We start from the raw sequence: 25323 nt of genomic DNA on the forward strand, positions 1-25323 counted from the left end.
TAGCGGTCGTTTTCGCCATGTGCTCCAAGCGCGAAATCCCTGAGGGTCCCGCGCTTCCAGCGTATATCACCGAGGACATGGTGCAGACTGCTATGGATATGCAGGAAGAGTATGGCCACCCCGCTGGATGCACTATTGCTCAGATCATTCAGGAGAGCGGCGCGGACGATACTCCATCTGCTTTGGCGGCGCGCGATCATAATCTGTTCGGCATGAAGTGGGACGATTATTTCGCTGATAAGCCGGGCGTTGTGGGTCCTGTCGAATGGAACACCAACGAGGAATACGATGGGCAGATTGTTGGAATAACCGGCACGTTTATAGCCTTCACCGATGACGTGGCATGCATCGAATTCCGCTCTAGCGTGTTCCTTCGGTCGGAACGTTATCGATCGAACCCGCTTATTCAGGAGGCGATCGAAACGGGGTCTTCTGCTACCATGGCGCAAGGCCTCTACGACGCCGGGTGGGCTACCGACAGCTCATATGTCGACTCGCTTATCGCCCTCATGGACGAATACGATCTATATAGGTTCGATAAGTAAGCGGAAGAGATTGCTCGCATAATGTCACGCATATCAATGGAAGCATCCGTTTTTTTTGAATCTAATCGGGGAAGCGATATGCCGCCCACATTCAAATAGTCAGAATTATGATGAGATGTTTATACCCATTGATGCATAGAATAATAGGGTGGCGATTCGCTAGTGAACCTATCCTTTAATGATGCCATCGTACTTTGATTCGTGAGTCAATTATTAATTGCTCTCCGTCATTTTCTCGGTGACTGCGTGTCGCGCACCTCTCCTTTATTCTCGCTTTAGGTTCAAAGGCTTTTCCGGGGCTTTCAACCTGGCACAGTGAAAGGAGAGGGGAATGCGCAAAGAAGGTATTCAGGAGCTGCAGGATGTATCGGGAATCAGCCGTCGTAATTTTTTGAGAGGCGGAATTGCAGCTGGCGCTATTGCTCTAGGTGGAGCGGCGGTTGCTGGTTGCGCTCCAAGCGCACAAACGGCAGATTCTGAAGAGACTGCGCCGGAAAACGAGATAGTCGCTCGTCTAGTGGAACGTGTCCCGGGTGCTGACCTGCCGGAGGCAGCGCCCATCATGCCGTCTGAGCCTCCAGAGGCATGGGATGACGAGGCCGATGTTGTGGTCGCTGGCGTAGGCGGAGGCGGCATTGTTGCTGTGGCGTATTTGGCTCAGCAAGGCTATAGCGTTATCGGCGTTGAGAAAGAGGGGCAGGTGGGAGGCGCAAGCAGGCACGCTTGCACATTTGCCAACTGCTTTGGCGGATCAAAAGATCAGAATGAACTTGAATTCGCTTTGCCTTCATACCCACCTGATGTGAATGCATTTATCCGCATGTATGAGCAGGACAATGATTACTCTATCGATGAAGGCTATTTGCGCCATATTCTCAATATGTCGGGTCCGGCTTGCGATTGGATCATGAGCCAAGAGGGCATGAACATGGTTTGCCTGGGTGCAATATGGCATGATAAAGATGTTCACGAAGGTAAGCAGAATGTTGTTTTGGGAATGGAAAACCCCACCAATGCCATGGAAGCGGTTGCTGTAAATTCTGGCGCCGACATTCGCCTCAACACCAAGTGCGAACGGCTTGTCTACGACGGACAGCGCGTTCAGGGTGTTGTAGTTACTGATGTTAACGGAGACGAGAAATATATTAAGGGTAATAAAGGCGTTATTCTTTGCGCCGGTGGATTTGGGATGAACAAAGACCTAATCAAGGCTTATCTTCCTAGCGCTTATGAGGGAACCGTGCAAGGCGGCCCAATGCCCTTCCATACAGGCGAGGCATTCCGCATGGGGCTGGGCGTTGGGGCCGATTTTGCCGGATTTGACTCTTGGTCATGCTGGGAGGGCGCCATTGACGAGTCCATTGCTGGTGGCGACGGTGAATTCTGGCATTATTTCTGGCATGGTGAGCGCCAGCTATTCCATAATCCTTGGCTCATTATCGATAAGCGCGGCCAACGTCAGCCTTATTTCGCTCAAACGCAGGAACTGTTTGCCAATCCTGGTGGACAAATGGGAGATCTGAGCAACTGTGCTGCTTGGATGTCGGCCGTCGGCCATCATGTGTATTCTATTTGCGATTCAAACTTCCCCACAACTGTTTTTGAGAAGGATGTTCTTCTGCCTACTCAGTCCGATCGAAACAGAATTCCGTTGACTGATCCCGACGTGCTTCTTGATACGGGTGGGCTAGTGTCAGCTGACTGGCTGAGTGAAGTTGAGGAAGCGGTTAATAGGGGCGCCGTCAAAAAGGCCGACACCCTTGAAGAATTGGCAGACATGCTGCAGCTTGATAGGCAGGTTCTTCTTGATGCGGTAGATGAGTACAATACGCTCTGCGAAAAGGGCGTAGACGAAGAAATGTCAACTCCCTACGACCCCTCCTGGCTGCATCCTGTCATTGAACCTCCGTTCTATGGCGCCATCATTGGTGGTCAAATGGCAAAAACCATGTGTGGCTTGCGCACCGATGGAAATTTGCAGGTTATGAGAGAAGACGGCACTCTTATTGACGGACTATACGCGAATGCTACAACCGCTGGCGGTCTTTCAGGTGAGGGCAATTATGGGTGTTTCTGGAACTCGACTGTATTCGGGGGAGTAGGAACAAGCTGGATTACCGGATGGATTGCCGCCCAATCCGTCATTGACGCCGATAAATAATTTATCAACTTCTGCATTAGCTGCATCCCCTCCAGAGATGGGTCCTACGGGCCCATCTCTTATTATTTTGCTGAACGCGCCAGATATCGAGCAAGCTTCAGCGCCGTTGGGCTTACAGTTCCTTCTTGATAGACCAACGATAAGGGTAGATTCATCCTGTCGTTAGGGTGAAATGGGAGATAGGCGTTTTCTGGATATGCGTCTTTCATGCAGGGGTCGTAGGGTTGAATATGGACTCCACCTGCTTTTGCGAATGTATAGATTGCTTCATCGTTAAGCGGAACGTCTTGAAATAGCGGGTTGAATCCATGTTCACGGCAACGCCTGATTAGATCGATGTAAAAAGAGTTAAAATCAAGCGGAGTCCTGATGGGGACGCCCTTTAGATCCTCTATTCCTACGTATTCCAGATCACATAGTCCGCTTTCAACGGTAGCGATGACTCGCATCTCAATCTGCGAAAGGTCTATGCACTTGAATCCATCTTCTGTGATGGACCCCTGAATAATGCCGATATCTATCGTTCCATTCTTGATTGCATCAAGAATCGCAGCATCTGGTAGGTGCAAAATATTCACGTCCGTCCTAGATGATTTATCTTTAAACTCAGATAGCGCATGCATTGTTCTATGACGCGAGTTAAAGTACAGGTAATCGAGAGGGAATGCGGTTAGGGCTATCGTGACATGGAGCCCCTCATATGAAGATGAGAGCGAGCGCGCATAAAATTCCAACTCGTTGATGTTTTTTAATACTTCATCGACTTTTGGAATGATGGCACGTCCTGCGTCTGTGAGTTCCATATGCTTTGATCTAGAAAATAATGTTACTCCCAGCTCCTGTTCCAGATGTTGAATGGATTTTGATACGGCCTGCCTGGATGTATAGTACTCTTCCGCAGCGAGAGCTGTGTTCTTGAGCCGTGCCACAGCCGACGCATATTTCAGCTGTCTTATCTCCATATTCCCCTCCCCATCTAAATTGGCGCGAAAGATGTGCCTGCTTTTAGTATGGTTCTTCAGAAATACGTTATCAAGACTCTCGTGTTAGTCATGCCATTGCCGAATATGAAAATTGCTTCTCTTCATGTATCAATTAGAGGTAATATATGAAACAAGAATCAAGATGAATCTGTTTTGGCATGGGAGGGTCATTGTGCATCTCATGCAATGTAAGGAGGCATACATGAAGCTTGCGGTTCCTACGATGGGGCAGGGCGGTGCTGAAGCGCAGCGCTCCGGTCATTTCGGCCACTGCGACAACTTTACGTTGTTCGATATCGAGAACGGTGAAATCAAGGGCACTTCCATTGTGGACAACCCGCCCCACGAAGAGGGCGGCTGCCTGCGTCCCGTGGGCTTGCTTCAGCAAGCAGGCGCCGATGCTATTGTGGCGGCAGGTATGGGCATGCGTCCTATGCAGGGCTTTGCAAGCGCCGGAATCACGGTCTATTTTGATAACCAGACGCCAAAAGCGGGCGACGTAGCGCTTCTTGCCGCCGAGGGGAAGCTTCCCACTATGGGAGCCGAACAGGCATGCCATCACTAGGTGATCGGGGCTTGACGGTTCAGTTCAACGATTTGAGTGCTTGCCTTGGCGCGAATGTACGTTTCTATTCTTGGATTACGAAATGGAATTGATTTTTTGGACAAGATGACAGGTTAGCCGACCGTAAACAGTTCATGCCCTCTAATTTAGGCATTTTTCTATGGACCCCAGCCGATTTAAAGGTGGCTGGGGTCCATTTATTATGCTTATGGCGGGATTTTGATTCGCAGAGATCTGAAAAACCCAATCGGTTTGCCGGCTAAGTTGCAATTTTGTCCAAAAAATTAAACCTAAGACGTTTCTAGGGATCTGCAAAGATTTAAAAGGCTAGCGACGTTTGACGATGAAGGCACGGGGCACGCCAACGATACAACAGCGTATAAAGCTATGTAGCGCGCAGTGCCCCATGGCATGCCAGCGGAACAGTTTATGGTTCCGCTACGAGGTCGGGAGCGATTTGCGCAATGCTTGCCTCAACCAAATCGATCGCCTCGCGCGGGCATGCGTCCACACATGCGCCGCATCCGATGCAAAACCGCGGTTCATAATCAAGCGAGCCGTTTTCGGGCGAAGCCATACGCGCGCCCGTGGGGCAGCACTTGGTGCAGTCGAGACATTCGACACATCGAGCCGCATCGGTCTCGCTTACCACGATTTCTGCGTTTCCGCCCACGGCAGCGTGCGCAGCCACAGCCTCGAGCAGCATGCGCCTACGCGGCTGCAATGTGCGGCGGGAACGCCCGTTCTCTGCGAATTCGTTGATAATCTCCCCATCGAGCAGGTTGAGCTTTTCCTGCATACGTTTACGCTCTTTCTTGCGATAGAGGTCCTTCAACGTATCGGAATTCTTAAGACGGCGCTTGCCGGTTACTATGTCGATCGCGTCGTCCTTGATGCTGTCGAAGGCTTCTCGACGGCCGAACTGCGATGCTTCCGCCGCGGGCGAGACATCCTCGAGCTCGGGAATTTCACGATCCCAGTGAACCTCACCGCCCGTCCATTCCTCAGCCAGCTCAATCGCTCTCGAGAAGAGCATCTCGCCGCGGCCGGGCGCCTTTTCGCAATCGTCGCAATATTTAAGATCGCACGCGAGGCACAGCGGGACGTTCTGCGCAAGCAGGAGCGCCCAAAGCTCGGGCGGAATGCAGGCAAGGCAGGGGAGCACGGTTACGTTCTTGGCGGGCGTGAACCCTGGGAATACGTTCTCTTTGCAGGTCAAATACACCACGTCGCCGCGCATGGCCACACGGCGCAGATGCTCGTACAGCGCATGGAGCGAGTTGGAGGAAGATGTGAATGCGTCGCATACGCCCATGCACACGCAGCATTTGGTGCATGCTTCGCCATCGATAACGGGGGTTCCGCTTTCGCTCTGGAAAGAGATGGCCGACACCGGGCATGCAATGCGGCAGCGCTCGCATTCGGCACCCGAAGGGCGAACGCAAAACTCAGGTGCGACAATCATCTTCATGGCGTATCCTTTCCTGATTAAGCTCGAAGGGGTCTTATGCCTGCAGCGCCGCCATGACCTCAAGGGTATGGTCGATACGCGCGAGCACGTCTTCACGCGGCATGAGCTCGATGCTCTCGAAGAGCGGAGGGCTCACCATATTGCCGCAGACCGCCACGCGCAGCGGTTGGAACAGGGCCTTCGCCTTCATGTCGAGCGGCTCGCACAGAGCACGGCACGCCTCTTGCATGGGGTCGCACTCCCAGGACTCCGCCGAAGCCAGCACCTCGCGGCACGCCTTAAGAGCCTCGTCGGCTCGAGCGCCGTCCTTGAGCAAAACCTTCTTCACGCTCTTGGGGTCAAGCTCCACGTGGGCACCCCAGAACATGTAGGGGAATTTCTCGGCGGCATCGGTCAGGCGCGTCTCGCGCTCGGCAACCAGCGGATACAGCTTGGCGTACCATTCGGGGCGCGCATCGAAATCCGCCCCGCCGGCAGCGAGCTCCTCATCGGTAAATGCAGCGGCGTCGGCGCTCGATTCGGCACTGGCGCCATCTGCGAGGAACGCGCGCAGCGTTTCAAGCTCGGCAGCCTCATCGGCGTTTGCGGCCGCACGCGTACCGGCGGCGAATGCCTCCGCCAGCCACGGACGCGAAAGCTCCGCCCATTCAGCGGCGTCCATCTCCTTGATGTACTGGCCGTTCATCCATTCGAGCTTGGTCTCGTCGAACACGGCGTCTTTCTTGGTCACGCGGTCGAGGCTGAACTCGCGGCACAGCACGTCGCGCGGAATGATGGTGGTCTCGCCGTCTAGGCTCCAGCCCAGAAGCGCGAGGAAATTCACCATGGTATCGGGCAAAAAGCCCTGAGCCTTGTACTCCTCTACGCTGGTGGCGCCATGGCGCTTGGAGAGCTTCTTGCCGTCGCCGCCGAGAATCATGGACAGATGCGCAAACGTGGGAGCGGGCAGCCCCAGCGCCTCGTAGATCAGAATCTGTCGCGGAGTGTTGGACAGGTGGTCATCGCCGCGGATGACATGCGTGATCTGCATGTTGGCGTCGTCGCACACAACGGCGAAGTTGTAAGTGGGAGAGCCGTCGGTGCGCACGAGGATCATATCGTCCATGACGTCGGCGGGGAAGCTCATATGGCCGTACACCGCGTCGTCGAACTCGATGGGACCGTGGTCGTTGGGCACCTTGAGGCGCCACACGTGCGGCTCGCCGGCCTCGATGCGGGCTTTTGCCTCAGCGGGGTCGATGTCGCGGCAGGTACGGTCGTATCCGGCATATGCTTCGCCTGCGGCTTCGGCGGCGGCACGCTTGGCGTCGAGCTGTTCCTTGGTGCAGAAGCAGGGGTAGGCCGCGCCGCGCTCGATCAACGTGTTCAGCGCCGCCTTATAGGTGTCCATGCGCTGCATCTGGTGATAGGGCCCAAGCTCGCCGCCCACCTCGGGGCCCTCATCCCAATCAAGGCCAAGCCAGCGCATGGCGCGCAGGATGATCTGGGTATTCTCCTCGGTGGAGCGCTCGGGGTCGGTGTCTTCGATGCGCAGGATGAATTTGCCGCCCATGGCGCGGGCGAACGCCCAGTTGTAGATGGCCGTGCGCGCGCCGCCGATATGCAGCTTGCCCGTGGGCGAAGGCGCGAAGCGTACGCGAACGTTCGAATCAGTCATGGTAATCCTCTCGATTACGGTCGGATATACGGTCAGGTGCGAGCTCGAGCCCGCAAGCGAACAGGGCGCGACGGCTCTATGCCGCGCGTGCAGCCCTGTTTTTCAGCAGCTTGCCTATGATAAGGCAAACCACGCAGCTCGCAACCGTTACAGCGAGCCAAATGGCGCCCATCCCCACCCAAAATTCAGGCGGATACATGCAAATGAGCAGCGAGTCCCACGAGAAGGTCCACGTTCCCGCCGCGAAGAAGAGCGAATGAAACGCGGCAAAGAACCCGTTGAAGTCGATAGCCACCCAGGCGGCGAGAAGCGCGAATACCGCAAATACGCCGGCGCCGGCGCCGGTAAGCACCCGGCCGAGCGAGCGCCTGCCGCCCCGAAACGCCACCGCGATGCACCCGATGTAGGCGATGACGGCCGCCGCGCATAACCAGGGTTTGACCTGCTGAATCACGTCGTACACGTCGTCGAGGTGCGAAATCGCGTCCGGCGTGAGCGCATACGGCTCCTCGTCTGCATACGAAAGCTCGTACTGCGCCATAATCAGGTCTTCCTCGGCGGAGCCAGCCGCCTGGGAGTCGCCCGAGGCTCCGATATAGACATCGTACAGGTTGAGCCCCTCGGGGATATCGCGCCCGTCGGCTTGGGCCGATTGGGCAATTGCGTCCATGGCGGTATACAAAGCATATCGATCGTTGTCGTCGATCGTGTACTGCTTTGCCGCCACAGCCGCCACCACAAGCTCCTCTTTGGTGTAGGGAGAATCGGCATCGTTGGAAAACGCCTGCGAGAGCATGCGGGTGGGCGTGTCGAACGCCGCGCACGCCACGAACCCGGCCGCAACGAGGGTGATTGCCAACGCCACGCCTGCGACGATGGCGATGAGGGCGTCAATAAGGGAGCGCTGAGCCTGGAGGCCGCCGTTGGCCTGGGGGCGCAGCGCGCGCGAGCTGCTACTCATTCAGATCCCCGCAATCCACCCAAAGCGTCTGCGATGTGATGCCGCGCGTCTTCTTGCAAATCACGGGCTCCGGCCCCAAGCGGCTGAACACGCCCGTAAAACGCCCGTTGTACAGGTACAAGCCGGAAAGATTGTTGTAGAGCACCGCTTCGCGCGAGGAATCTTCGGGCTCCCCATATAAGGGCAGCGTCTTGGTGCGAAACGGCGTGCAATAGCGCTGCACGATAAACGGAGCGCTTGCAGCCCCGTTGGCGTAGCGGTCGACGATTGCCGCCCATTCTTCATCGGAGAAATCGACGCCTGCATACACGTCCTTGCTTCCGTAGGCGTCGGTGGGCTTGATGATCCACTGCTCGCGCGTGGATTTCACCTGTGCGACGTTCACGTGCGCGTCATCCAAGAACGAGGTGAACGGCACGGTTGCATCCACGAAGGCGTTTTCCTCAGGTGTCAGGATGGCACGCGTCTGCGGCATGAACAGCACCTGGAAAATCTGCTTGTCGTGCACGATGTGTCCGGCGAAGCTGCCGATGAGGGCAACCTTGCGCTCGCGTACGGCCTGGATGAGCGCCTGGCTTTCGTCCCAATGCTCGATGATGTCGTTGGTAACGCTGCGGCGCCATACCGCGTTGATGGGGGCGTTGTCGCGACCGAAGAACGCCTTCTTGCCAACCAGCTGGCCGTTCTCGTACGCCAGGTCGCGCACGTCGTATACCGAGCACTCCACGCCTCGGCTGGCGAACAGCTTCGCAAAGATTTTGAACTCCTCGGTAATGGCATTCTCAAGGAAGTCGACGATGGCCACGTGTGGCTGCTCCACTTTGAACGCGTACGTGTCGTAGATGGAGAGGAACTCGTCCACCCAGCCGGGGAACAGCGCCTCGTCGCAGGTTTGAAGGGCGTGGCGCTTGGCGAACTCGCGCAGGGGTGCGGCGTTTGCGAGCGAGGTGCCGATTTCGCGGTTCTCGTTCATGCCGGAAGACCCGTCGCCGTTGAACTCACAGAATGTGGCGTCGAGCGTGTTTTCGTCAAGGAACAGGTCGACGCGCGCGAAGGGAAGCATCGCATCGTAATCGCGCGGAAGAAGGATGAGGTCCACCAGGCGCTCGTCGAAGTCGAAGCACGCGCGATAGGCGGGGTTTTCGAGGTACTCGCGCATAACCTTCACCAGGATGCGGTGCGAGGTTTCCGCGATGTATTTGAAGCGGTCGTAGGTGGCGCGGTCGTAGAAGCGCGGCACGAAGGAGGAATCCACCACTACGCCGTGGTAGATGGCCGTGGATTGCTCCATGTGAGCACGGGCCGCAATGCGCTCGGCAGCACATCCGCCGAGCGAGTCAACGATGGACAGATACTCATCGGTGTACTCTGCGTTATGCGTTGCGGGAGCAACGGTTTGTTCAGAAGGCATATGAAGTCTTTCTCTAGGATGCGGACGAATACAAGCCGGCGAATGAAAGCCGCAAAGCCCGCGCTTTCGATTATCCGCGAAAGTCTATCACGCCCATGCGAAGAAGGTGTGAGGTGTCGGGCGTAGTACGGGAAATTAAGCGCATGAAGAAAGAATGCTGGGAACGCGCTGACCCTTGGCGTCCATTCGCAATCAGCAGACCAAGATGTATTCATCATAAGCAGTAGTGCTGGACAAGAGGGTTTCAGCGGGCACTCTTAAACTTGATGCCGTTCCTCGGCTCCGAACAGGATTTCCGTTGGGCCTTGCATTCAACGCGGCTAATTTGTTGTGCAACAAATTAGCGTTTTGCTTGTTTACAATTATTTTCAACATTTGTTGGTCGCCTTCTATGGGATGAGGGCTTTCAAAGGCAAAGGAAATGCAGGCGATTTTCGCTTCAATTAAAAGGGGATGAGCTCGGATGACCTCGTTTGACGCGAACTCTGAATATATGGCGAAACTAGCATCGACGCCATTGCTTAAGCTCTCGTTTGAAAACGCCGCATTCCGTAGAAGAATTTTCAACAAGACAAAATCGACAGACATAAGCAATCTGCTCGATCTTTTTGCCCTTACCGACCATCAGCTGGAGGGTCTTCTTGAATTTGAGGATGCGTGTTGCATACTCGACTTAAAGGAACGCTTTGAAGCTAACCCGGAAGATACGGCAGCATCGTTGATGGCCGTTGACTCTCATTCTAGTGCGTCAAATTCAACTTGTTTTAGGCTTCATTCCGATAACGAGGCGAGTGGTGATAAGGCGCAGGTGAACCTTAACGCGCGTTCCCACCAGTCGGACATGCTTAAAATCGCCGCCGATGGTCATCATGTTGTGTTCCCCAACTTTAAGGGCAATACCGATCTAAGGTGCCTCGAACAACGTGCAGCACGAGAGCTCGATTATCTTTCGTCCAGTTTTGATAACGTGATGGTTTATCAGGCTTTCGATGCGTTCAATTCGGATTTTGATACGATAACCGTTTCTTTCGGTTCATTATTTCAGACTTACTGTCGGAGCCCCCGCAGAGCCCTCGATGCGATAGACTGCTATTTCGGAACAATTTTTCTAATTTATGTAGCATATTCCGCATCGAAATATTTTGATGGAGAAAACCTTTGGGGTAATTTCTTTGACGCTATCGGCATTTCGGAGGGAAATTCTCAAAGTTATTTCAAGCATCTCTTTTTGCGAAAGCTCGAGAATCGCGGCCTGCCGGTATATGGCGAAGAAGAGGAAACTCAAAGGTACCTCTGTACAGCCCTTTTGCATGGGGGCCTGTCTGAATGGTCATGGACGGATCTATGGGAGAACTCTATCATGCCGCTGGTGCGCGATCGAGGTGGGTACTCTTTATCGGGTTTGCTCCCTTCGGGTCTTAGCGGAAGAGAAATACTTGCCAAAATTAATCAGCCAAATGGCAGATATTCTGCGAAAGAGAGAACACGCAAGACAATTGAAAAAGCAGATGCGGGTTACATCGGTGCAGTGCTGGAGGATGCTTTTCGAGTGGCTAACCAAGTGCGCTCTTCTTGCAAGAGTGCTAAAAAAAGCATGTTTCTAAGCGCATATGATCTGCCTGATGCGGCCATGAGAGCGCTTCGATTGTACTTAACTGGCCAGGCTGGTCGTCAGCAAGCGGACAAAGGGCGGAAGGCTAATAACCAATCAGTAGGTTCTTCTTTAAAGAAAGAGCGTGAGCTCGCCTATCTTCCGATGGCCCAAATTCAGTTGGACCTCATGGGTGGTAAACTTCTTTTGGTGTGGAATAAGCAGCGGTTTCCGCTCTCTTTTGCAAATAGGAGAGTGGACTATTACGTGAATGGAAAATGTCTGGAAACATTGCATTTTGAATACAGGCCAAATTATGTGCTTCTGGATAGAGTAGAGATTCCTCTCGAGCCGCAGGACATTTTCGAAGTTGAAATCCGTCTGATGGAGCGGTTGGGCGATGGTGATGATTGGGAGGAAATGAGCTCAACCAGCCAAGTATTTAGTCAACAAAAGCCAGGGTGTTTTGAGTTTGTGATTGGGGCGGATGGGCAGTGCAGGCTTAGAGGGGATAGGGAAAGGATATCCAAGCGCAAAAATATTGCGTATCTCGTTCGAGATGGATTGTATATCAAGCCTGTTTTAGGGATGACGGAAATCGATCCCCCAAATTCTTTCACATCGATTGGTGGTTTTCATATTCAAGCATTTCAGGTAGAGCCTTCGGCTTCGGGTGAGCTCATTGAAGAATCATCATACAAAACGATTGAGTCGTGGCAAGAGCGATATCTTGTCAAGATAAACAAGAAAGGGGTTATTGGACGCACTAAGGAAGGCTTGGATGCATATGGCTACAACCCTTTGGACTACGATGGCGATTGCTCTCTCCCCTCAATTACTGTTACGGCACTCGATGGGGATTTAGCGTTGAGAGATCTTGACGTGTTTTGCAACTGTGATGGCGTGAAGGTGTCTATAGGTAGATTTTCTCAATGGAGTGATTGTTATTCAGAAGAGGCGTCAATCGTTGTTTCCTTTGCTAAAACGGTGCTTCCATTTTTGCATATTCGTAACTGCGAACTAAGCATTTTCCAAAAGTCGGTATCTTATAACTCCACAATTGCGAAATACCAGTTTGCGGTGCTGCCGATTCGAGGATTTAAGCTGTCTCGTGTTTATCGCGAAAACATGACCTTTTTGGCAGACTACGAATTTCAAGCAGCTGAGAATCTTGAGGTAGTAAATGATGATTTGAGCTCTGCAGCGGAAGTCCTTGGGGATGCGCTGTATATTACAAAGGCGCTGCTTGAGGATGAGCATGTTCGCTTGACGTTCATTTCGCCCCAAGACAATAAAACAACCGAGGTCGAACTACAAGGCGCAGCGCTTCGGATAGAAGTGCCCCAGAAGATTGACTCTATTGCTACGCAGCATCCAATTAACCTTTCTGATGTGTTGAGTGCAGGGTATGGTGGCTGTAGTTTTTCCATTGAGGCCCTAAGTGCGCGCAGAGGCAGCAGGGCTATGCTCGTGCTTCTCGGCCAGAGGCCGGTTTTCTTCAAAGAGCTCAATAGCAAGGGACCGTCCTCATTCAACCTGCATTCTCACGCCGATTTCTTTCGAATGAACGGTATTGATAAAGCGGGCGATGATCGACTGACGTTTACATTGTATTTCGGCGAGGATTACGCATCTTCCAACGAGCTTTCGTATGGAGATATGGACTTATTTCGTCTCCAAAGGGGATTTGGATTCTCTTCATGGAGGGTTGTCCTGAAGCAAGACGGTACTCATGTTCTCCGCTTTAACGGAAAGGCTCTCTTTCCGCTTGTGTTTGAGTTCATTCGGGTAGGTAAAGCTTCGCTCTCGTATTCTTCTTTCTGCGAGAAGGGCGCCAATGAGGTTTTGATCCCCGCCCTAGTCATCCGTCTTTACGAGCGTAGGCGCCTCATTAGAGTGAAGGTGATGCCCTTTTTGAAGCGTAGCAGACTTGGAAGTGCCAGTCCTCTGGAGGATTTTGCTGTCATTGCCGATATGTAGGTATATTGGTGAAAGGTGTGGAATGAAATGACCCAAGTGAGAGAATTCAATCCTATTGAAGCGGCAAGGATGATTGAAGATTCGTATCGAGAGTATATAGCTACAACAATTCATTTTGATGACCCTGGTCTCCAGCGGCAGCTTGAGTCAATACTTAACAAAGAGGGGTATTTGGCAAAAGGCCCGTTCCTGGAGGCAGCGCCTCCGTATTGCAGGGGCAAGAGTGTGCGCGATTTGGTTACGGAAGGCGTTCTGTGCCAGAGCATGCTTTCTCTTGGCGGTGGGGACCCCTTAAAGTTTGATTGCGACCGACCTCTGTATGTCCACCAGGTCAAGGCGATTCGAAAGGCGTTTGCAGGTAAGAACTACGCGGTAGTAACTGGTACCGGGTCGGGTAAGACCGAATGCTTCCTGCTTCCAATCTTGAATGATATTTTGTCAGAATTTGAAGTCGATGGTTCTAGCTCTGGAGTTCGGGCGATGATTCTATATCCAATGAACGCCCTTGCGAACGATCAGCTCAAAAGGCTTCGAGAACTGCTCGATGGAACTAAAATCACCTTTGGCCGTTACACAGGAGATACGGAAGAGTTCGAGCAAGATGCAATCGAAAAGTGGAAGCGCGAAAACCCCAATTCCGAAAAGCTTCCCAATGAAATAATATCGCGTGAGGAAATTCGAAAGAATCCCCCCAATATACTCTTGACGAATTATGCAATGCTTGAATATCTACTTTTGCGTCCAAGCGATGCACCGCTGTTTGGAGGCGTATTAGGTTCGAATTGGCGTCATCTTGCGATTGACGAAGCACATGTATACTCGGGATCCTTAGGCACTGAAATTGCTTATTTAATCCGTCGTCTAAAAGCAAGAATCGAGTCGGAAACGGGGGAACGTCCAGCATTGCATTGCTATGCCACCTCCGCAACAATCGGAACAGATTCAGACGAGGATAAATCTGCAATTGCCCAATTCGCTTCAGACTTGTTTGGCGAAGTATTTGATGCAAACGGCGATGACGTTGACGTCATTACAAGTGAGAGGGATTTGCCCGAGTTGGCTCTTGATGATTGCTCATGGGGAATGCTGCCCCTTAAGTGCTGGGACGAATTGCGTAATCTTCTTCTGGACGATGCGGATGGCCTTTCTTCTGAAGATATCAGGGCATTCTTGTCCTCCCACTCAGTTGATGAAGCCGTCCTGTCTCGTCTTGATGGGGAAACGCCCTTGCTCGGCCTCGGAAAGGTGCTCCTAGGTGAGGAATCTACCGCTAGGCTCGTCAAGGGCTTTTCGAGGCCGTTGGATTTGACTAATGTTTCCAAAATAAAGAATTTGGGAATCCAAGGTTTAGATGGGAGCAATGAGGGTATCGCGGTCTTAACCTCTATGGTTGAGGTCCTTTCAGCTGCACAGCGCTCCGAGGGCGTACCCATTCTTTCGAGTCGTTACCACTCATTCCTTCGAGCGCCTGAGGGTCTGTACATCAATCTTTACACTAAGCAGTTGGACTGCGCTAAGCTTACGAGTGAACTATGTGATGGGTACGATGTGCCTGTGTACGAAGTGTCTGTTTGCAGGCATTGCGGGCAAGCATACATTTTGGGTACGGAAAAATCTGATCGAGAGCATGAGTTGGCGTGGCTCAATCCTAGACACGAGGGCACGGATGCTGACGACGACTTTATCCCGCGACTTTACTATAGGATTCTGCCTACTACTCAAGAGGCGGATGAATCTGAAGAGGTTTACTGGCTTTGCCCGGTTTGCGGTTCTTTGCATGATGATCGAGTAGGCGAGAGACATTTGTTCCCTCATGTGAATGTTGATAGGATTCCTATTGCAAAGAATAAAGTTGAAGAAAAGACTCCTGATGAATACGAGGCAAAATGCCTCCATTGCGGATATGCTTCGTCAAAGGCGATTCAGCCTATGCGTGTTTCTCCCGAAGCGGCGGGGAGCGTTGTTTGCTACGACCTTGTGCGCTCTGTTCCTCCTTTTGACGTTAAAGCGCAAGAGAGTGGCAGGCGTTTTGCCAGGCGTAGGGAATCCACATTACGCGGCGGCAGTGCTATATGCTTTTCGGACAAAAGACAGGATGCTGCATTTTTTGCGCCAGCTATGGATAGAACGTATAGACGAATAACGATTCGTCAAATCATCCGCGAGGCGGTAGAGAGCGAAAGCGATGGTTCCGGACAGAAATATAACGAACTTCGTCCTGTCATAGAATCATTATTAAAGAATGAGTACCCTCAAATGGGAATCGATAATCGCAGGCAGCAAGCTAGTGCGTGGATTCTGGATGAGCTGTCGGCGGAGGATTCGCGAAACAGCCTCTGGGGCTTGGGTGTGGTTCGCGTTGAACCAACGGAGTTTATCGAAGGGTTCTCCGACCCAGATGTTCAAGATTTTGTATGCGAGGAGGTCGAAAAGCTTCGTAATGATGGTTTAGGCTGGATTACTCCGGATGATTATCGAGTATTTGCATTGGTTTGTCTTGAAACACTTAGGAAGGATAACGGAATAGAAGTTCCAGAGGGTGTAGACGTACTGAGGGAAAACCATCAAACTCGAGGGAACTGGATTGTTGAGGAGGCCGAGCGCGGAGCCTCAGACTGCATTCGTTTTGTCGGCCTGTGTTCTGGAGGTGGAGAGAATGCGAGAAGCGGGTTTATTCGTAAATATGCAGCAAGAGTGCGTGCGTGTGACAATGTAAGCAGGGAAGATGCAGCAACAATTCTACAATCGCTATATTCCTTCATGTACGAATACCTCTTTGATTTCTTCAGGGATGAAAGATTTCTCGGCGAGAGGAGCACCGCTGAGCGATTTGTTTTATCGCCAAGGGTGTGGACATTCTATCCGCATAAAGATGACGACAAAATTTATCGTTGCGATAAATGCGGCTGCGATATTTCCTACGATACGCACGGTGTATGTCCGACTACAAAGTGCGCTGGACATATGCAAGCTTTTACATATGCGGAGGCTCGAGACAAGGATCGATATTACAAAGAGGTATATCAGCAACGTGCCCTTCCTATTCGCATAGAGGAGCATACCGCTCAGCTTTCTTCGGAAAGGGCAAGAGAGATTCAAGCGAAATTTATTTCTGGTGAGGTCAATATTCTCAGTTGCACCACAACATTCGAGCTCGGCGTCGACGTGGGAGACTTGCGCGCCATTTTTATGAGAAACGTTCCTCCTTCGGCAGCCAATTATGCCCAACGGGCCGGACGCGTTGGCCGTCGAGCAGGAAAGCCGGGCTATGCGGTGACTTTTGCTCGGCTTAGGCCGCACGACATCGCCTATTTTGAAGACCCTCGTTCCATTATTGCGGGTGAGACTTCTGTTCCTGCTTGTTATCTAAGCAATGACTCCATTGCAAGGAGACATGTTTTTGCGATTGCTTTGTCGGAATATTTCCGTTATGCATTCCGGAATACACAGCGCGATTTGTCAAAAATATATGATGAGCTATTAAGCCTTGATTCAGGCCATCCATCCGGGCTGGACGATATAAAAATGTATCTGCATGGTCAACCGCAGGCTATCGCGAAGCAACTCGGAAGTGTCTTTTCTAATATTGCTGATGTTTGTGACAAAGTGAACATTGAAGATTGGGGCTGGGTTGATAAAGATGATTCTTCTATCGACGCCCAAAAGGATAGCCTGATCGGTAGACTTCAGCGCATGCATGACCTGAAGCATGATGACTTTAAGCGGCTTCAGCTCGCAATAGATCAGGCTATTGCAGAAGAGCGTTTGGAAGATGCAGGGGGATACAAAAAACGCCGAGAGGCTTTACGTCAAGAGCTAACCATATCTGTACTTGCGGAAAATGGTGTATTGCCTAAATACGGTTTCCCTACTGATCTTGTTGAGCTTCATCTTCCTGCAATGGAGCGATCGATAAACGAGAATGAGCTGTCGTTGTCCAGAGGCTTGCGACAAGCGATTCGCGAATACGCCCCGGGAAATGAAGTGGTTGCCGACAAGCGGCTTTGGAAATGCGTCGGCATAAGGAAGCCTAGCGATCAGGTGTTCATGGAGCGTCGTTTCGGGAAATGCTCGAAATGCAAGTCCTTTGTGTGGCCAATAGAAGACGGTAGCACCTTTAGGCTCTGCCCTTCTTGCGGAAGAGAGCACGTTGAATTAGACAAAATCATGATTGTTCCTTCCTATGGCTTTATTGGCGAAGAGGTCAAAGGAAAGCGAGCGGGAGAAAGAAAGCCTCGCTCAAGGGGGCATGTGGAGGTTTACTTTAGCCAACATTGGCCCGAAGAGGCTTTGACAAATACTTTTGCGTTTAATGGCGGAACTGTGCATGTCCGATATGCGTCAAATGGTCAGCTGTGCGCCTTGAACAATCCTAAAAATGGTTTTAGAGTTTGTGAGATTTGCGGTGCTGCTGCTCGCCAGGGCGAGCGTTTCGAGCATCTTGGATGGTGCGCAAATAAGAGGCATCAGCCCAAACATTACCATGCTCTCGGAGCGGCTTTTGTTAGTGACGTGCTCGAGCTCGTCTTGGATTTTCAAGGGGATATTGCTTTCGAGGATGATGAAGAATGCAGCCCTTGGGAATCTTTGATGTGGGCCGTTGTCGCAGCGGCATCTCAACTTTTACAGGTTCCGGAAACGGAGCTGGGTGGTACTGTATATCGGAACAGCGACGGTGGCACCTCCATGTTGATTTATGATAATGTTCCTGGCGGCGCAGGACACGCTCGTCAGCTTGCTGGAATGGTGGAGGAGCTACTGCATAAGGCATACCATGTCGTTGATGGGCATTGTGGGTGCGATAGCTGTTGCTACGGTTGCATTGCGAATTACTACAATCAGGGCAAGCAAAACCGCCTTTCGCGCAAAGCGGCACTAGATATACTCGAACAACTATTCAGTGGAACAACTTCGATTGGTAATGAGACCTGCGAAGACTTCGCGCCCTCGACTCTTACGACGATGGGGTCGGGCTTTGGTCCAACGCTGCATCTAATTGCTAGTTCGGGTGGCGTGAACTATGGTGCGATGGATTTTGTTTCGGTTTGCAAATCATCTGTAACCGCCAGTGCTTCGGAGGAATGGACTGCTCTCATTAATGACCTCTGCCATATGAGTAGAGGAATTGATTTGGAGATGCCTGAAAAGAATATTGGCCTTGGGCAAGAGGGTGAAGAAGAAGTGTTTGCTTCTCTTCTTTGGCGTAACGCAAGGGTTGCCTTGTTTGACGAAGAGGGAATTGACGACCTTATCGAACTTTTTGGTGACACTGACGAAATCGATTCCGACTGGACAATGTTCACCGTGGGGAATTGTTCGGCTTCGGACATCCTGGATGCATTGAGGGGAATTGATTAGCATGGCCCATATGGTGCCCAGTCTGGGTCCTGCAAGCTTTGCTCCAGAGAGCTTGGAGGATTTGATTTACAACGCATTGTCTTTGTTGAGCGACGATTATTGGGTAGTTCACTCTTTCAAGATGGTTGGCGTGACCGACGAGGGAAGCCTTTCGGAAAGAGAGGCTGATTTCGTTGTGTTTAACAAAAGGCTGGGCATCCTGGTCATAGAGGCCAAGGCGGGGCAGGTGCAAACTATTGACGGGGTGTGGTGTTACGGTAATGGCACCCCCATGAAACATGGTGGACCATACCGTCAAGCCTCGGATATCAAATGGGCGCTCTACGACCGGTTTGAAGATATGGGTCTTTCCCATTTGCGAGGAAAGTGCAAATTGGTTCATGCCGTTTGGTTTCCTTCGATTCATTCCTCTCAGCTAGGAGCTCTTGATTATTCGAGCGAAGCGGCTCGTGAATTGACCCTTTGCAAGAACGACTTGGGTAATCCTGGGCAAATGATTCAATCTATTATGTCTTTTGACGTCTCCGACGTGCGTATTCACTTGAGCGACAGGGAGGCGCGAGAGATTCTCGATAAGATTATTCGTCCCGAATTTAAGATTGTCCCGATAAATGCGGTCGATTACGGCTATAGCAACTACGTGTTTGCTCGCTTGCTGGATGAGCAGGTAAGAGTGCTGGATTTTCTACAGGAGCAAAAATCGGCTGCAATAAACGGTGCGGCAGGAACTGGAAAGACCCTTGTTGCGATAGAACATGCAAAAAGAATCTCTGCTTCGGACCGTGTCCTGTTCCTTTGCTTTAATAGACTTCTATCCGAGAACATTAAGCAACGTTGTTCCGACTTCGCCAATATAGATGTCTACACAATTGATGCTTTTTGCATGCGGATGGTAGGCAATTTGGACTTCGGCGAACTCGTTAGCAAGATCAGCGAAAATACCTCGTTATTTCCTTACCGTCATGTTGTGGTAGATGAGGGCCAGGATTTCGGCCAGGAAGCAATCGAAGAAGCAGATGTGCTGGGGTATCTGAGTTTGCTGGTAGAGGAGCGAGGAGGCACAATTTACTTCTTCTACGACCGACGCCAATTGGTTCAAGGGGTTGGGTTGCCTAGGGTGATTTCGGATTCTGATTGCAGGCTCACTCTTTATAGAAATTGCCGAAATACTGAGAATATCGCTAGGTGCTCGCTTCGCTCCCTGAATGACAATTCGGGAGGACAAGTTCTTCTTTCGAATGAGCCGGGTAATCCGCCTCTTCTGAAAATCTCCTCGATTAATAAAGAGCTTGAGTCGTTTGTCGATGATGAACTTTGTGACCTGAGGGTAAAAGGCCTGACCGATGTGGTAGTTTTAACTTGTAAGACTTTAGAAAGATCTGCTTTTGCGCATTGCTTTTGTCAACGTAGTGACAGCATACATTGGAAGGACACTAGTGCACGGATTTACACTTGTCGTACTTTCAAAGGACTTGAGGCTGATGCTGTTGTACTTATTGATGTTGACGAGACGCTATGGGACGAACCCATTTCGTCCCATAGCCCGAAAGAAGGGCTATTGTTCTACACGGGAGCATCTCGGGCAAAGTATGAATTGAGGGTCGCGGCGTGTCTTACCGAAACGGGATGTCGTTCCATTCTGTCTCGTTTTGGCATTGCGACCAGTAGAAGGCCCATAAAGAAATTTGCGCAGATCCTATCGCTTTCTCTTGTATAGAACCTCATGAATAAAGCTTGTGAGCACTCTGAAGTGCAGGACTTGATAGCGAATTGTTTTACGGATGCCGGAGCAGTCTTGTCTTTAGATATATCTTCCGACAATCCCGAGGTTTCTAAGGCTCTGCGGTACCTTTCGGCAGTCATGTGTTAACAGCCATTAACGACAGTCCTTTATTGGTAAGAGAGGAATCGAGGCACCTTATGGCTAATTTCCATACCAACCAATTGACGATCGCCGCTGAAGAGGGGTGCATGCTAAACGTCCTGCGCGTTATGGCTCTCAACCTTGCTTCAAACGCTAAAGAGACGTCATATGGCGATCTTCTCGAAAGTGCGACATCGGTTAAAGCTGCATATAAGACAATTTGGCACTATATAGATGACTGGTATTGGCTTGTTTTCACCCCGAACCCCATTGGCTCGGATGCCTGGCTTGCGAACAATTCCGACAATGCACAAATGGAACTCCAGAAGCACCCGGAATACGCCGCCTTGGCGCTGGCGGCTAGCAATCTTGGCCTTGGAAAAGGAGGGGCTGCCATCTCCGTTAGCATTGCGCCCAGCGGAAGGCCCTTAAGCGATTCTGCGGATGTTTCCATGAATCGTTTCGGCTCAACCTATGTGCTCAACGTCCGCTACGAAACGGCAGATAAGAGCAATCTTCAAGATATCGATTGCTACTTCCGCATGCTGCCTGAAGGGCGGTACGGTGTATCTTTCATCGATGCCGATGAATATGACGGCTATGAGAAAACAAACGTCATGGCGGGGACGCATCCGGGGCGCGATGGTTTTTCGGCTATGAGTGGGCGCGCGGGCAAGGGCGTAAATACCGTGCAGCGTTTGGCCGATTACGCTCGCGCCAATTGCACAACCGATTTATCCAAAATCGACGATTTGGCTGTTGTCGCGTTGATGCACGCGTCTGCGGTTTGGCCTGAATACAGTAGCGCGTTCGAGGACGCTAACGACACAAGCTCCTCAGAAGCGATTCAAGCGTTCCGTGACGAGGTTAACCCTGCCTCTCATTGCTCGGACCACGAGTCGCTCGACCCCTCTTGTTCCGCTGGCGGCTCACGCTCGGCGTTTGTGTACATACCGGATGAGTACACCCTGAAACAGCTGGATTCTCGCATCATAAATCTCTTGACACGATTCCCCTTCGAGTGCGAAATCACCGGACAGGCGTACGAAGGCCGCAACGAAAAGATTGAGCATCTGGTTCCCGGTGCAAAGCTCCGCCTTGAATCCGATTGGGACTCTCCTTATTTCAGCTATGCCGGCATTGGAATTTACGACACATCGGGGCGCAGCTTGGGGAATCTTGGCGGGTATTTCAATCCAACCGATGAAGACAGAGTTGCAATCGCATGCCTTCTTCCGCACATTAAAGCAACTGCCGTGGAGGTGTCGCCTCTAGGGTCTACGCTGAATTTCCGCAGGCGAATCGGCCAGTTTCAAGTGCATCTCGAGATTGAGCCGATAGATATCCAGGCTGTGCTGGAAGAAGTTCACCAGCTCCTTTGCGAAGACCCATCTGACCGTGTTCGATCTTCAATCGTCTAGGAGATATCGCAATGAGTACAATCGCAGTCCTCGATCCCAAAGTAAAACAAAGGCTGCAACGCTGTCTGGCGCAGCTTGAAGAATTCTACCCAGATAAAATCGTCTCCCGACTGGACGCGGAACATAAGAAACTCGGAGAGAAGCTGTCATTGCTATATAAAGAAATCGGATATCGGAGTCGAAGCGACCTGTTAAGCGCCTATGGATTCGCCGTTCTGACGTCAAAAGGTGGACGCCCCACGACCACAAATCCAACAGAGGTACTCGTAGAGCTGCATAAACGCTATGAGGGCAAAGAGCTTCCGAGTACCTCGAACATGCTCGTCGAACAGAACCCCGACTTGGCTAGTCAGATTAAAACCCTGCAGAATAAATCTAAGGAGTTGTTTGGCGATACATTCAAGAACATTTTGTTGAAAGAGGGGCTTCTTCAGGGTCGGGCAAAGCAACACGAGAGGGCAGACGGTGATAGGATGGCGAAGCAAACTGATAAAGATTTGGACCTGCTCGTTGAGTTTCTTGTCTCAAGGCACTCTGCGTCCCCGAATAGCGAAAAGCCAAAATCCGTTCCGGAGCTCAAAAAACTGCACCCCGACAAGGAGCCTGCTCTGACCTTTGGCCAGCGCGAATGGGGTAAGTCTCACAACGAGACATTTGTGGAAATGCTCCGTTCGAAGGGGGTGTTGAAGGCACAGAAACGGTCTGAAGCTAGCGAGCGCAGAGCCCAGAGAAGCCTCTATGTGCGCAACGCCTCCGTTGACGAGCTTGTGGCAGTTTTGAAGGAGTCCGGCTGTCCGGCGCTCCTGACGCACGACGACAAGAGCGCGTCGTTGCTTCCTGAACGCATTGCGGGAATCGATTTTGCGCATGGAGTGGAATTGCGCGTGTCGACGTTCTGCGGCATTGCCACAAGGAAGAAAAACTTGGAAGCGGGCAATTCAATGCAATATGAAGCCTGCGACTCTCTGCTCGAGTTCAAGGATGCAGATGGTCACGTGATTTTCTCACGCAGTTACCCCGATGAAGACAAGCAGTTTTTGGAGCTTGTCAATTGCCCCGCTTCAGCAAGAAGCGCTTCGCCGCTTGCGAAATACGAGGGTGCCACCATTGTGAGCAACGTCGCACGTTCGAGCCGAAAGCGCTTTATGCAGGTTCGCGTTGCATACCTGCACGAGCTGACCACGCAGACTTTGATCAACCTGATGTGTGCAGGCGGCCTCATTGGGGATGACGACCTTGTGGGCAGCGACGCTTGGCGCAACAGGGACTATGCAGGAATGTGGCCGTCTCATTCTTAGCAACACGGCACACCTTACGCCCTGGGTGGCGTCTTAACAGAGGGGGCAATTTATTATGGTTCTTATAGATGTAGAAGCGCTTCAGGATTACCTTATGGATTATTGCGGCTCAGCGGCGTTTAGCGGTTTTCCCGCAGCGATTATCGATGTTGCGGAAATCGAGAGTATGTCGGGTGAAGAGCTTTGCGAGAAGGCGGAAGAACTAGGGGTCGACCTGCGACAATTCATCGTTGAAAAAGGGCGTGATGATCTGCCTTTCGCCTAAAGCATGCGTTTCACTGATGCGTCCAATGGCAACCAAGGTTGAGGGTTTGCAACGCCGCAATTTGGCATGATGGACCGCGGGCATATTGCTTGCGGTCCTTTTTTCAGATGCACGCCCTACGTTTCGTCTATGGGCTGAGCCATATACACCGCATCTCCATCTTTACAGCATTGCGCACGCGTCCTCTTCCGAGTAATATGCCACTCTTGCGGATGCATTTGACATTCGCATGACATACCCGTTTATCAAGAGCCGGGGGAGAGAGTTGGCTCGTTAATCCCGGCACCAACCAGAGGGTTGACTGACGTTTGCGGCTCTATGCGCGCCTTGGTGCCGTATGACATCCTGGCGTTGGACCCGCGTACGTCTCCCAGCTCCCCAAGGTGGTCCCGCCAACATCGATGAAGGAGGCATCTGAGCTATGACCCAGCCACGTTCATATCTATTCACCAGCGAGTCGGTAACCGAGGGCCATCCCGATAAGGTGTGCGACCAGATTTCCGACGCAGTGCTTGACGCCATTCTCGCCAAGGAGGCCGAGCTCGAAGCCGCCGGCTACGTTGCGCCCAACGGCCAGCCCGCCGACCTGTCGAAGGTGCGCTGCGCCTGCGAGACGGTTGCCACTACGGGCACGGTGTTCGTGTCCGGCGAGATTCGCACGCAGGCATACGTAGACGTCGACCGCATCGTGCGCGGCGTGCTGCGCGACATCGGCTACGATCGCGCGAAGTACGGCTTCGACTGCGATACCTGCGGCGTGCTCAACTCGATCCACGAGCAGTCCGCCGACATCGCCATGGGCGTCGACGAATCCTGGGAGGCCCAGCACGGCCAGGCGGTCGATGAGCTGGACGAGACCGGCGCCGGCGACCAGGGCATGATGTTCGGCTACGCGTGCGACGAGACGAGCACGCTCATGCCCATGCCCATCTACCTTGCCCACCGATTGGCCGAGCGCCTGACCGAAGTACGCAAGAACGGCACCTGCCCCTACCTGCGCCCCGACGGAAAGACCCAGGTGAGCGTCCGCTATGAAGACGGCGAGCCCAAGTGGGTCGAGAAGATCCTCATCTCCACCCAGCATGCAGAGGATGTGGAGCACGGCACGCTGCAGACCGAGCTTATCAAGCACGTGATCGAGCCTGTCCTTGAGGCGGAGGGCGTGCGTCGTTCTCCCGACCTTGAGATCTACGTCAATCCCACCGGTCGCTTCGTCATCGGCGGCCCCATGGGGGACGTGGGCCTTACCGGCCGCAAGATCATCGTCGATACCTACGGCGGCATGGGCCGTCACGGCGGCGGCGCGTTCAGCGGCAAGGATTGCACCAAGGTCGACCGTTCCGCCGCCTACGCCGCGCGCTGGGTGGCCAAGAACGTGGTTGCCGCGGGCCTTGCAAGCCGCTGCGAGGTGCAGGTTGCCTACGCCATTGGCGTGGCGCGCCCCGTAAGCGTGATGGTGGAGACATTCGGCACCGAGCGTGTGCCCGTAGAGCAGATCGAACGCGCGGTGAGCACGGTGTTCGACCTGCGCCCGGCCGCCATCATCCGCGACCTCGACCTGCGCCGTCCCATCTATCGCAAAACGGCAGCCTACGGGCACTTCGGTCGAGAGCTTCCTGAGTTCACCTGGGAGCGCACCGACCGCGCCGAAGCTCTGCGCGAAGCGTGCGGGCTGTAGGGCTGCAGATCTCGCATCCTGCGCAGCGCCTCCGCCGTCATGGCCTCATGTGTGGCTTGGCAGCGAATCGTGCCACGTTATTTACTGCCGCGCAATCGTCCAATGCGGCGCTCG

15 protein-coding genes are annotated in these 25323 nt (G+C 52.4%); 10 read left to right on the forward strand and 5 right to left on the reverse strand.

Annotated elements, in window-relative coordinates; translation table 11 throughout:
• Positions 1–17 precede the first annotated feature (17 nt).
• Entirely contained in the window at positions 18–545 is a 528-nt protein-coding gene (locus tag DMP06_RS03240; protein WP_220092533.1) for a glucosaminidase domain-containing protein, read from the forward strand.
• A gap of 331 nt (positions 546–876) precedes the next feature.
• Positions 877–2706 carry an FAD-binding protein gene (locus tag DMP06_RS03245; RefSeq protein ID WP_123208309.1) on the forward strand — a complete coding sequence of 610 codons (1830 nt, stop codon included), beginning with the start codon at positions 877–879 and terminating at the stop codon, positions 2704–2706.
• Positions 2707–2768: 62 nt separating this feature from the next.
• Here DMP06_RS03245 and DMP06_RS03250 read toward each other — a convergent pair whose 3' ends face one another.
• The gene (locus DMP06_RS03250; protein ID WP_123208310.1) at positions 2769–3668 is read right to left on the reverse strand and encodes a LysR family transcriptional regulator; all 900 of its coding nucleotides are present in this window, start codon (positions 3666–3668) and stop codon (positions 2769–2771) included.
• A gap of 223 nt (positions 3669–3891) precedes the next feature.
• Between DMP06_RS03250 and DMP06_RS03255 the strand changes: the two genes are divergently transcribed.
• Complete coding sequence (locus tag DMP06_RS03255) at positions 3892–4254, forward strand: NifB/NifX family molybdenum-iron cluster-binding protein (RefSeq protein ID WP_123208391.1); 363 nt, start codon at positions 3892–3894, stop codon at positions 4252–4254.
• Positions 4255–4681: 427 nt separating this feature from the next.
• On the opposite strand, the gene DMP06_RS03260 is transcribed toward DMP06_RS03255, so the two are convergent.
• From DMP06_RS03260 to DMP06_RS03275, 4 genes are all read right to left on the reverse strand, one after another.
• Positions 4682–5725, reverse strand: a complete 1044-nt coding sequence (locus DMP06_RS03260) for a DUF362 domain-containing protein (protein ID WP_123208311.1) — start codon at positions 5723–5725, stop codon at positions 4682–4684.
• Positions 5726–5759: 34 nt separating this feature from the next.
• Complete coding sequence (gene gltX / locus DMP06_RS03265; protein ID WP_123208312.1) at positions 5760–7382, reverse strand: glutamate--tRNA ligase; 1623 nt, start codon at positions 7380–7382, stop codon at positions 5760–5762.
• A gap of 76 nt (positions 7383–7458) precedes the next feature.
• A complete protein-coding gene (locus DMP06_RS03270) occupies positions 7459–8343 on the reverse strand; it encodes a lipoprotein intramolecular transacylase Lit (protein ID WP_123208313.1) in 885 nt (294 codons plus the stop codon).
• Complete coding sequence (locus DMP06_RS03275) at positions 8336–9754, reverse strand: carboxylate--amine ligase (RefSeq protein WP_123208314.1); 1419 nt, start codon at positions 9752–9754, stop codon at positions 8336–8338. The genes DMP06_RS03270 and DMP06_RS03275 overlap by 8 nt, the downstream gene beginning before the upstream one ends.
• A gap of 463 nt (positions 9755–10217) precedes the next feature.
• On the opposite strand from DMP06_RS03275, the gene DMP06_RS03280 reads away from it, so the two are divergent.
• The 7 genes from DMP06_RS03280 to metK all read left to right on the forward strand — a co-directional run bounded on the left by DMP06_RS03280 (position 10218) and on the right by metK (position 25209).
• A complete protein-coding gene (locus DMP06_RS03280) occupies positions 10218–13325 on the forward strand; it encodes a hypothetical protein (RefSeq protein ID WP_123208315.1) in 3108 nt (1035 codons plus the stop codon).
• A 27-nt stretch (positions 13326–13352) separates the two neighbouring features.
• Positions 13353–18683: a DEAD/DEAH box helicase gene (locus DMP06_RS03285; protein WP_123208316.1), complete on the forward strand. Its 5331-nt coding sequence runs from the start codon at positions 13353–13355 to the stop codon at positions 18681–18683.
• A gap of 1 nt (position 18684) precedes the next feature.
• Complete coding sequence (locus tag DMP06_RS03290) at positions 18685–20400, forward strand: DEAD/DEAH box helicase family protein (RefSeq protein ID WP_123208317.1); 1716 nt, start codon at positions 18685–18687, stop codon at positions 20398–20400.
• Between the two features lie 203 nt (positions 20401–20603).
• The gene (locus DMP06_RS03295) at positions 20604–21968 is read left to right on the forward strand and encodes a hypothetical protein (RefSeq protein ID WP_123208318.1); all 1365 of its coding nucleotides are present in this window, start codon (positions 20604–20606) and stop codon (positions 21966–21968) included.
• A gap of 11 nt (positions 21969–21979) precedes the next feature.
• Positions 21980–23266: a hypothetical protein gene (locus DMP06_RS03300; protein ID WP_123208319.1), complete on the forward strand. Its 1287-nt coding sequence runs from the start codon at positions 21980–21982 to the stop codon at positions 23264–23266.
• 55 nt (positions 23267–23321) lie between these two features.
• Positions 23322–23531: a hypothetical protein gene (locus tag DMP06_RS03305; protein WP_123208320.1), complete on the forward strand. Its 210-nt coding sequence runs from the start codon at positions 23322–23324 to the stop codon at positions 23529–23531.
• 421 nt (positions 23532–23952) lie between these two features.
• A complete protein-coding gene (gene metK, locus DMP06_RS03310) occupies positions 23953–25209 on the forward strand; it encodes a methionine adenosyltransferase (protein ID WP_123208321.1) in 1257 nt (418 codons plus the stop codon).
• The last annotated feature ends 114 nt before the right edge of the window (positions 25210–25323 follow it).

The organism is Slackia equolifaciens (genome assembly GCF_003725995.1).
In the GTDB taxonomy this organism is placed as follows: domain Bacteria; phylum Actinomycetota; class Coriobacteriia; order Coriobacteriales; family Eggerthellaceae; genus Slackia; species Slackia equolifaciens.

Excerpts from the sequence above, each read along its gene's own strand:
- DMP06_RS03240 (WP_220092533.1), top strand. The coding sequence starts at position 18 with ATGTGCTCCAAGCGCGAAATCCCTGAGGGTCCCGCGCTTCCAGCGTAT.
- DMP06_RS03245 (WP_123208309.1), top strand. The coding sequence starts at position 877 with ATGCGCAAAGAAGGTATTCAGGAGCTGCAGGATGTATCGGGAATCAGC.
- DMP06_RS03250 (WP_123208310.1), bottom strand. The coding sequence starts at position 3,668 with ATGGAGATAAGACAGCTGAAATATGCGTCGGCTGTGGCACGGCTCAAG.
- DMP06_RS03255 (WP_123208391.1), top strand. The coding sequence starts at position 3,892 with ATGAAGCTTGCGGTTCCTACGATGGGGCAGGGCGGTGCTGAAGCGCAG.
- DMP06_RS03260 (WP_123208311.1), bottom strand. The coding sequence starts at position 5,725 with ATGAAGATGATTGTCGCACCTGAGTTTTGCGTTCGCCCTTCGGGTGCC.
- gltX (WP_123208312.1), bottom strand. The coding sequence starts at position 7,382 with ATGACTGATTCGAACGTTCGCGTACGCTTCGCGCCTTCGCCCACGGGC.
- DMP06_RS03270 (WP_123208313.1), bottom strand. The coding sequence starts at position 8,343 with ATGAGTAGCAGCTCGCGCGCGCTGCGCCCCCAGGCCAACGGCGGCCTC.
- DMP06_RS03275 (WP_123208314.1), bottom strand. The coding sequence starts at position 9,754 with ATGCCTTCTGAACAAACCGTTGCTCCCGCAACGCATAACGCAGAGTAC.
- DMP06_RS03280 (WP_123208315.1), top strand. The coding sequence starts at position 10,218 with ATGACCTCGTTTGACGCGAACTCTGAATATATGGCGAAACTAGCATCG.
- DMP06_RS03285 (WP_123208316.1), top strand. The coding sequence starts at position 13,353 with ATGACCCAAGTGAGAGAATTCAATCCTATTGAAGCGGCAAGGATGATT.
- DMP06_RS03290 (WP_123208317.1), top strand. The coding sequence starts at position 18,685 with ATGGCCCATATGGTGCCCAGTCTGGGTCCTGCAAGCTTTGCTCCAGAG.
- DMP06_RS03295 (WP_123208318.1), top strand. The coding sequence starts at position 20,604 with ATGGCTAATTTCCATACCAACCAATTGACGATCGCCGCTGAAGAGGGG.
- DMP06_RS03300 (WP_123208319.1), top strand. The coding sequence starts at position 21,980 with ATGAGTACAATCGCAGTCCTCGATCCCAAAGTAAAACAAAGGCTGCAA.
- DMP06_RS03305 (WP_123208320.1), top strand. The coding sequence starts at position 23,322 with ATGGTTCTTATAGATGTAGAAGCGCTTCAGGATTACCTTATGGATTAT.
- metK (WP_123208321.1), top strand. The coding sequence starts at position 23,953 with ATGACCCAGCCACGTTCATATCTATTCACCAGCGAGTCGGTAACCGAG.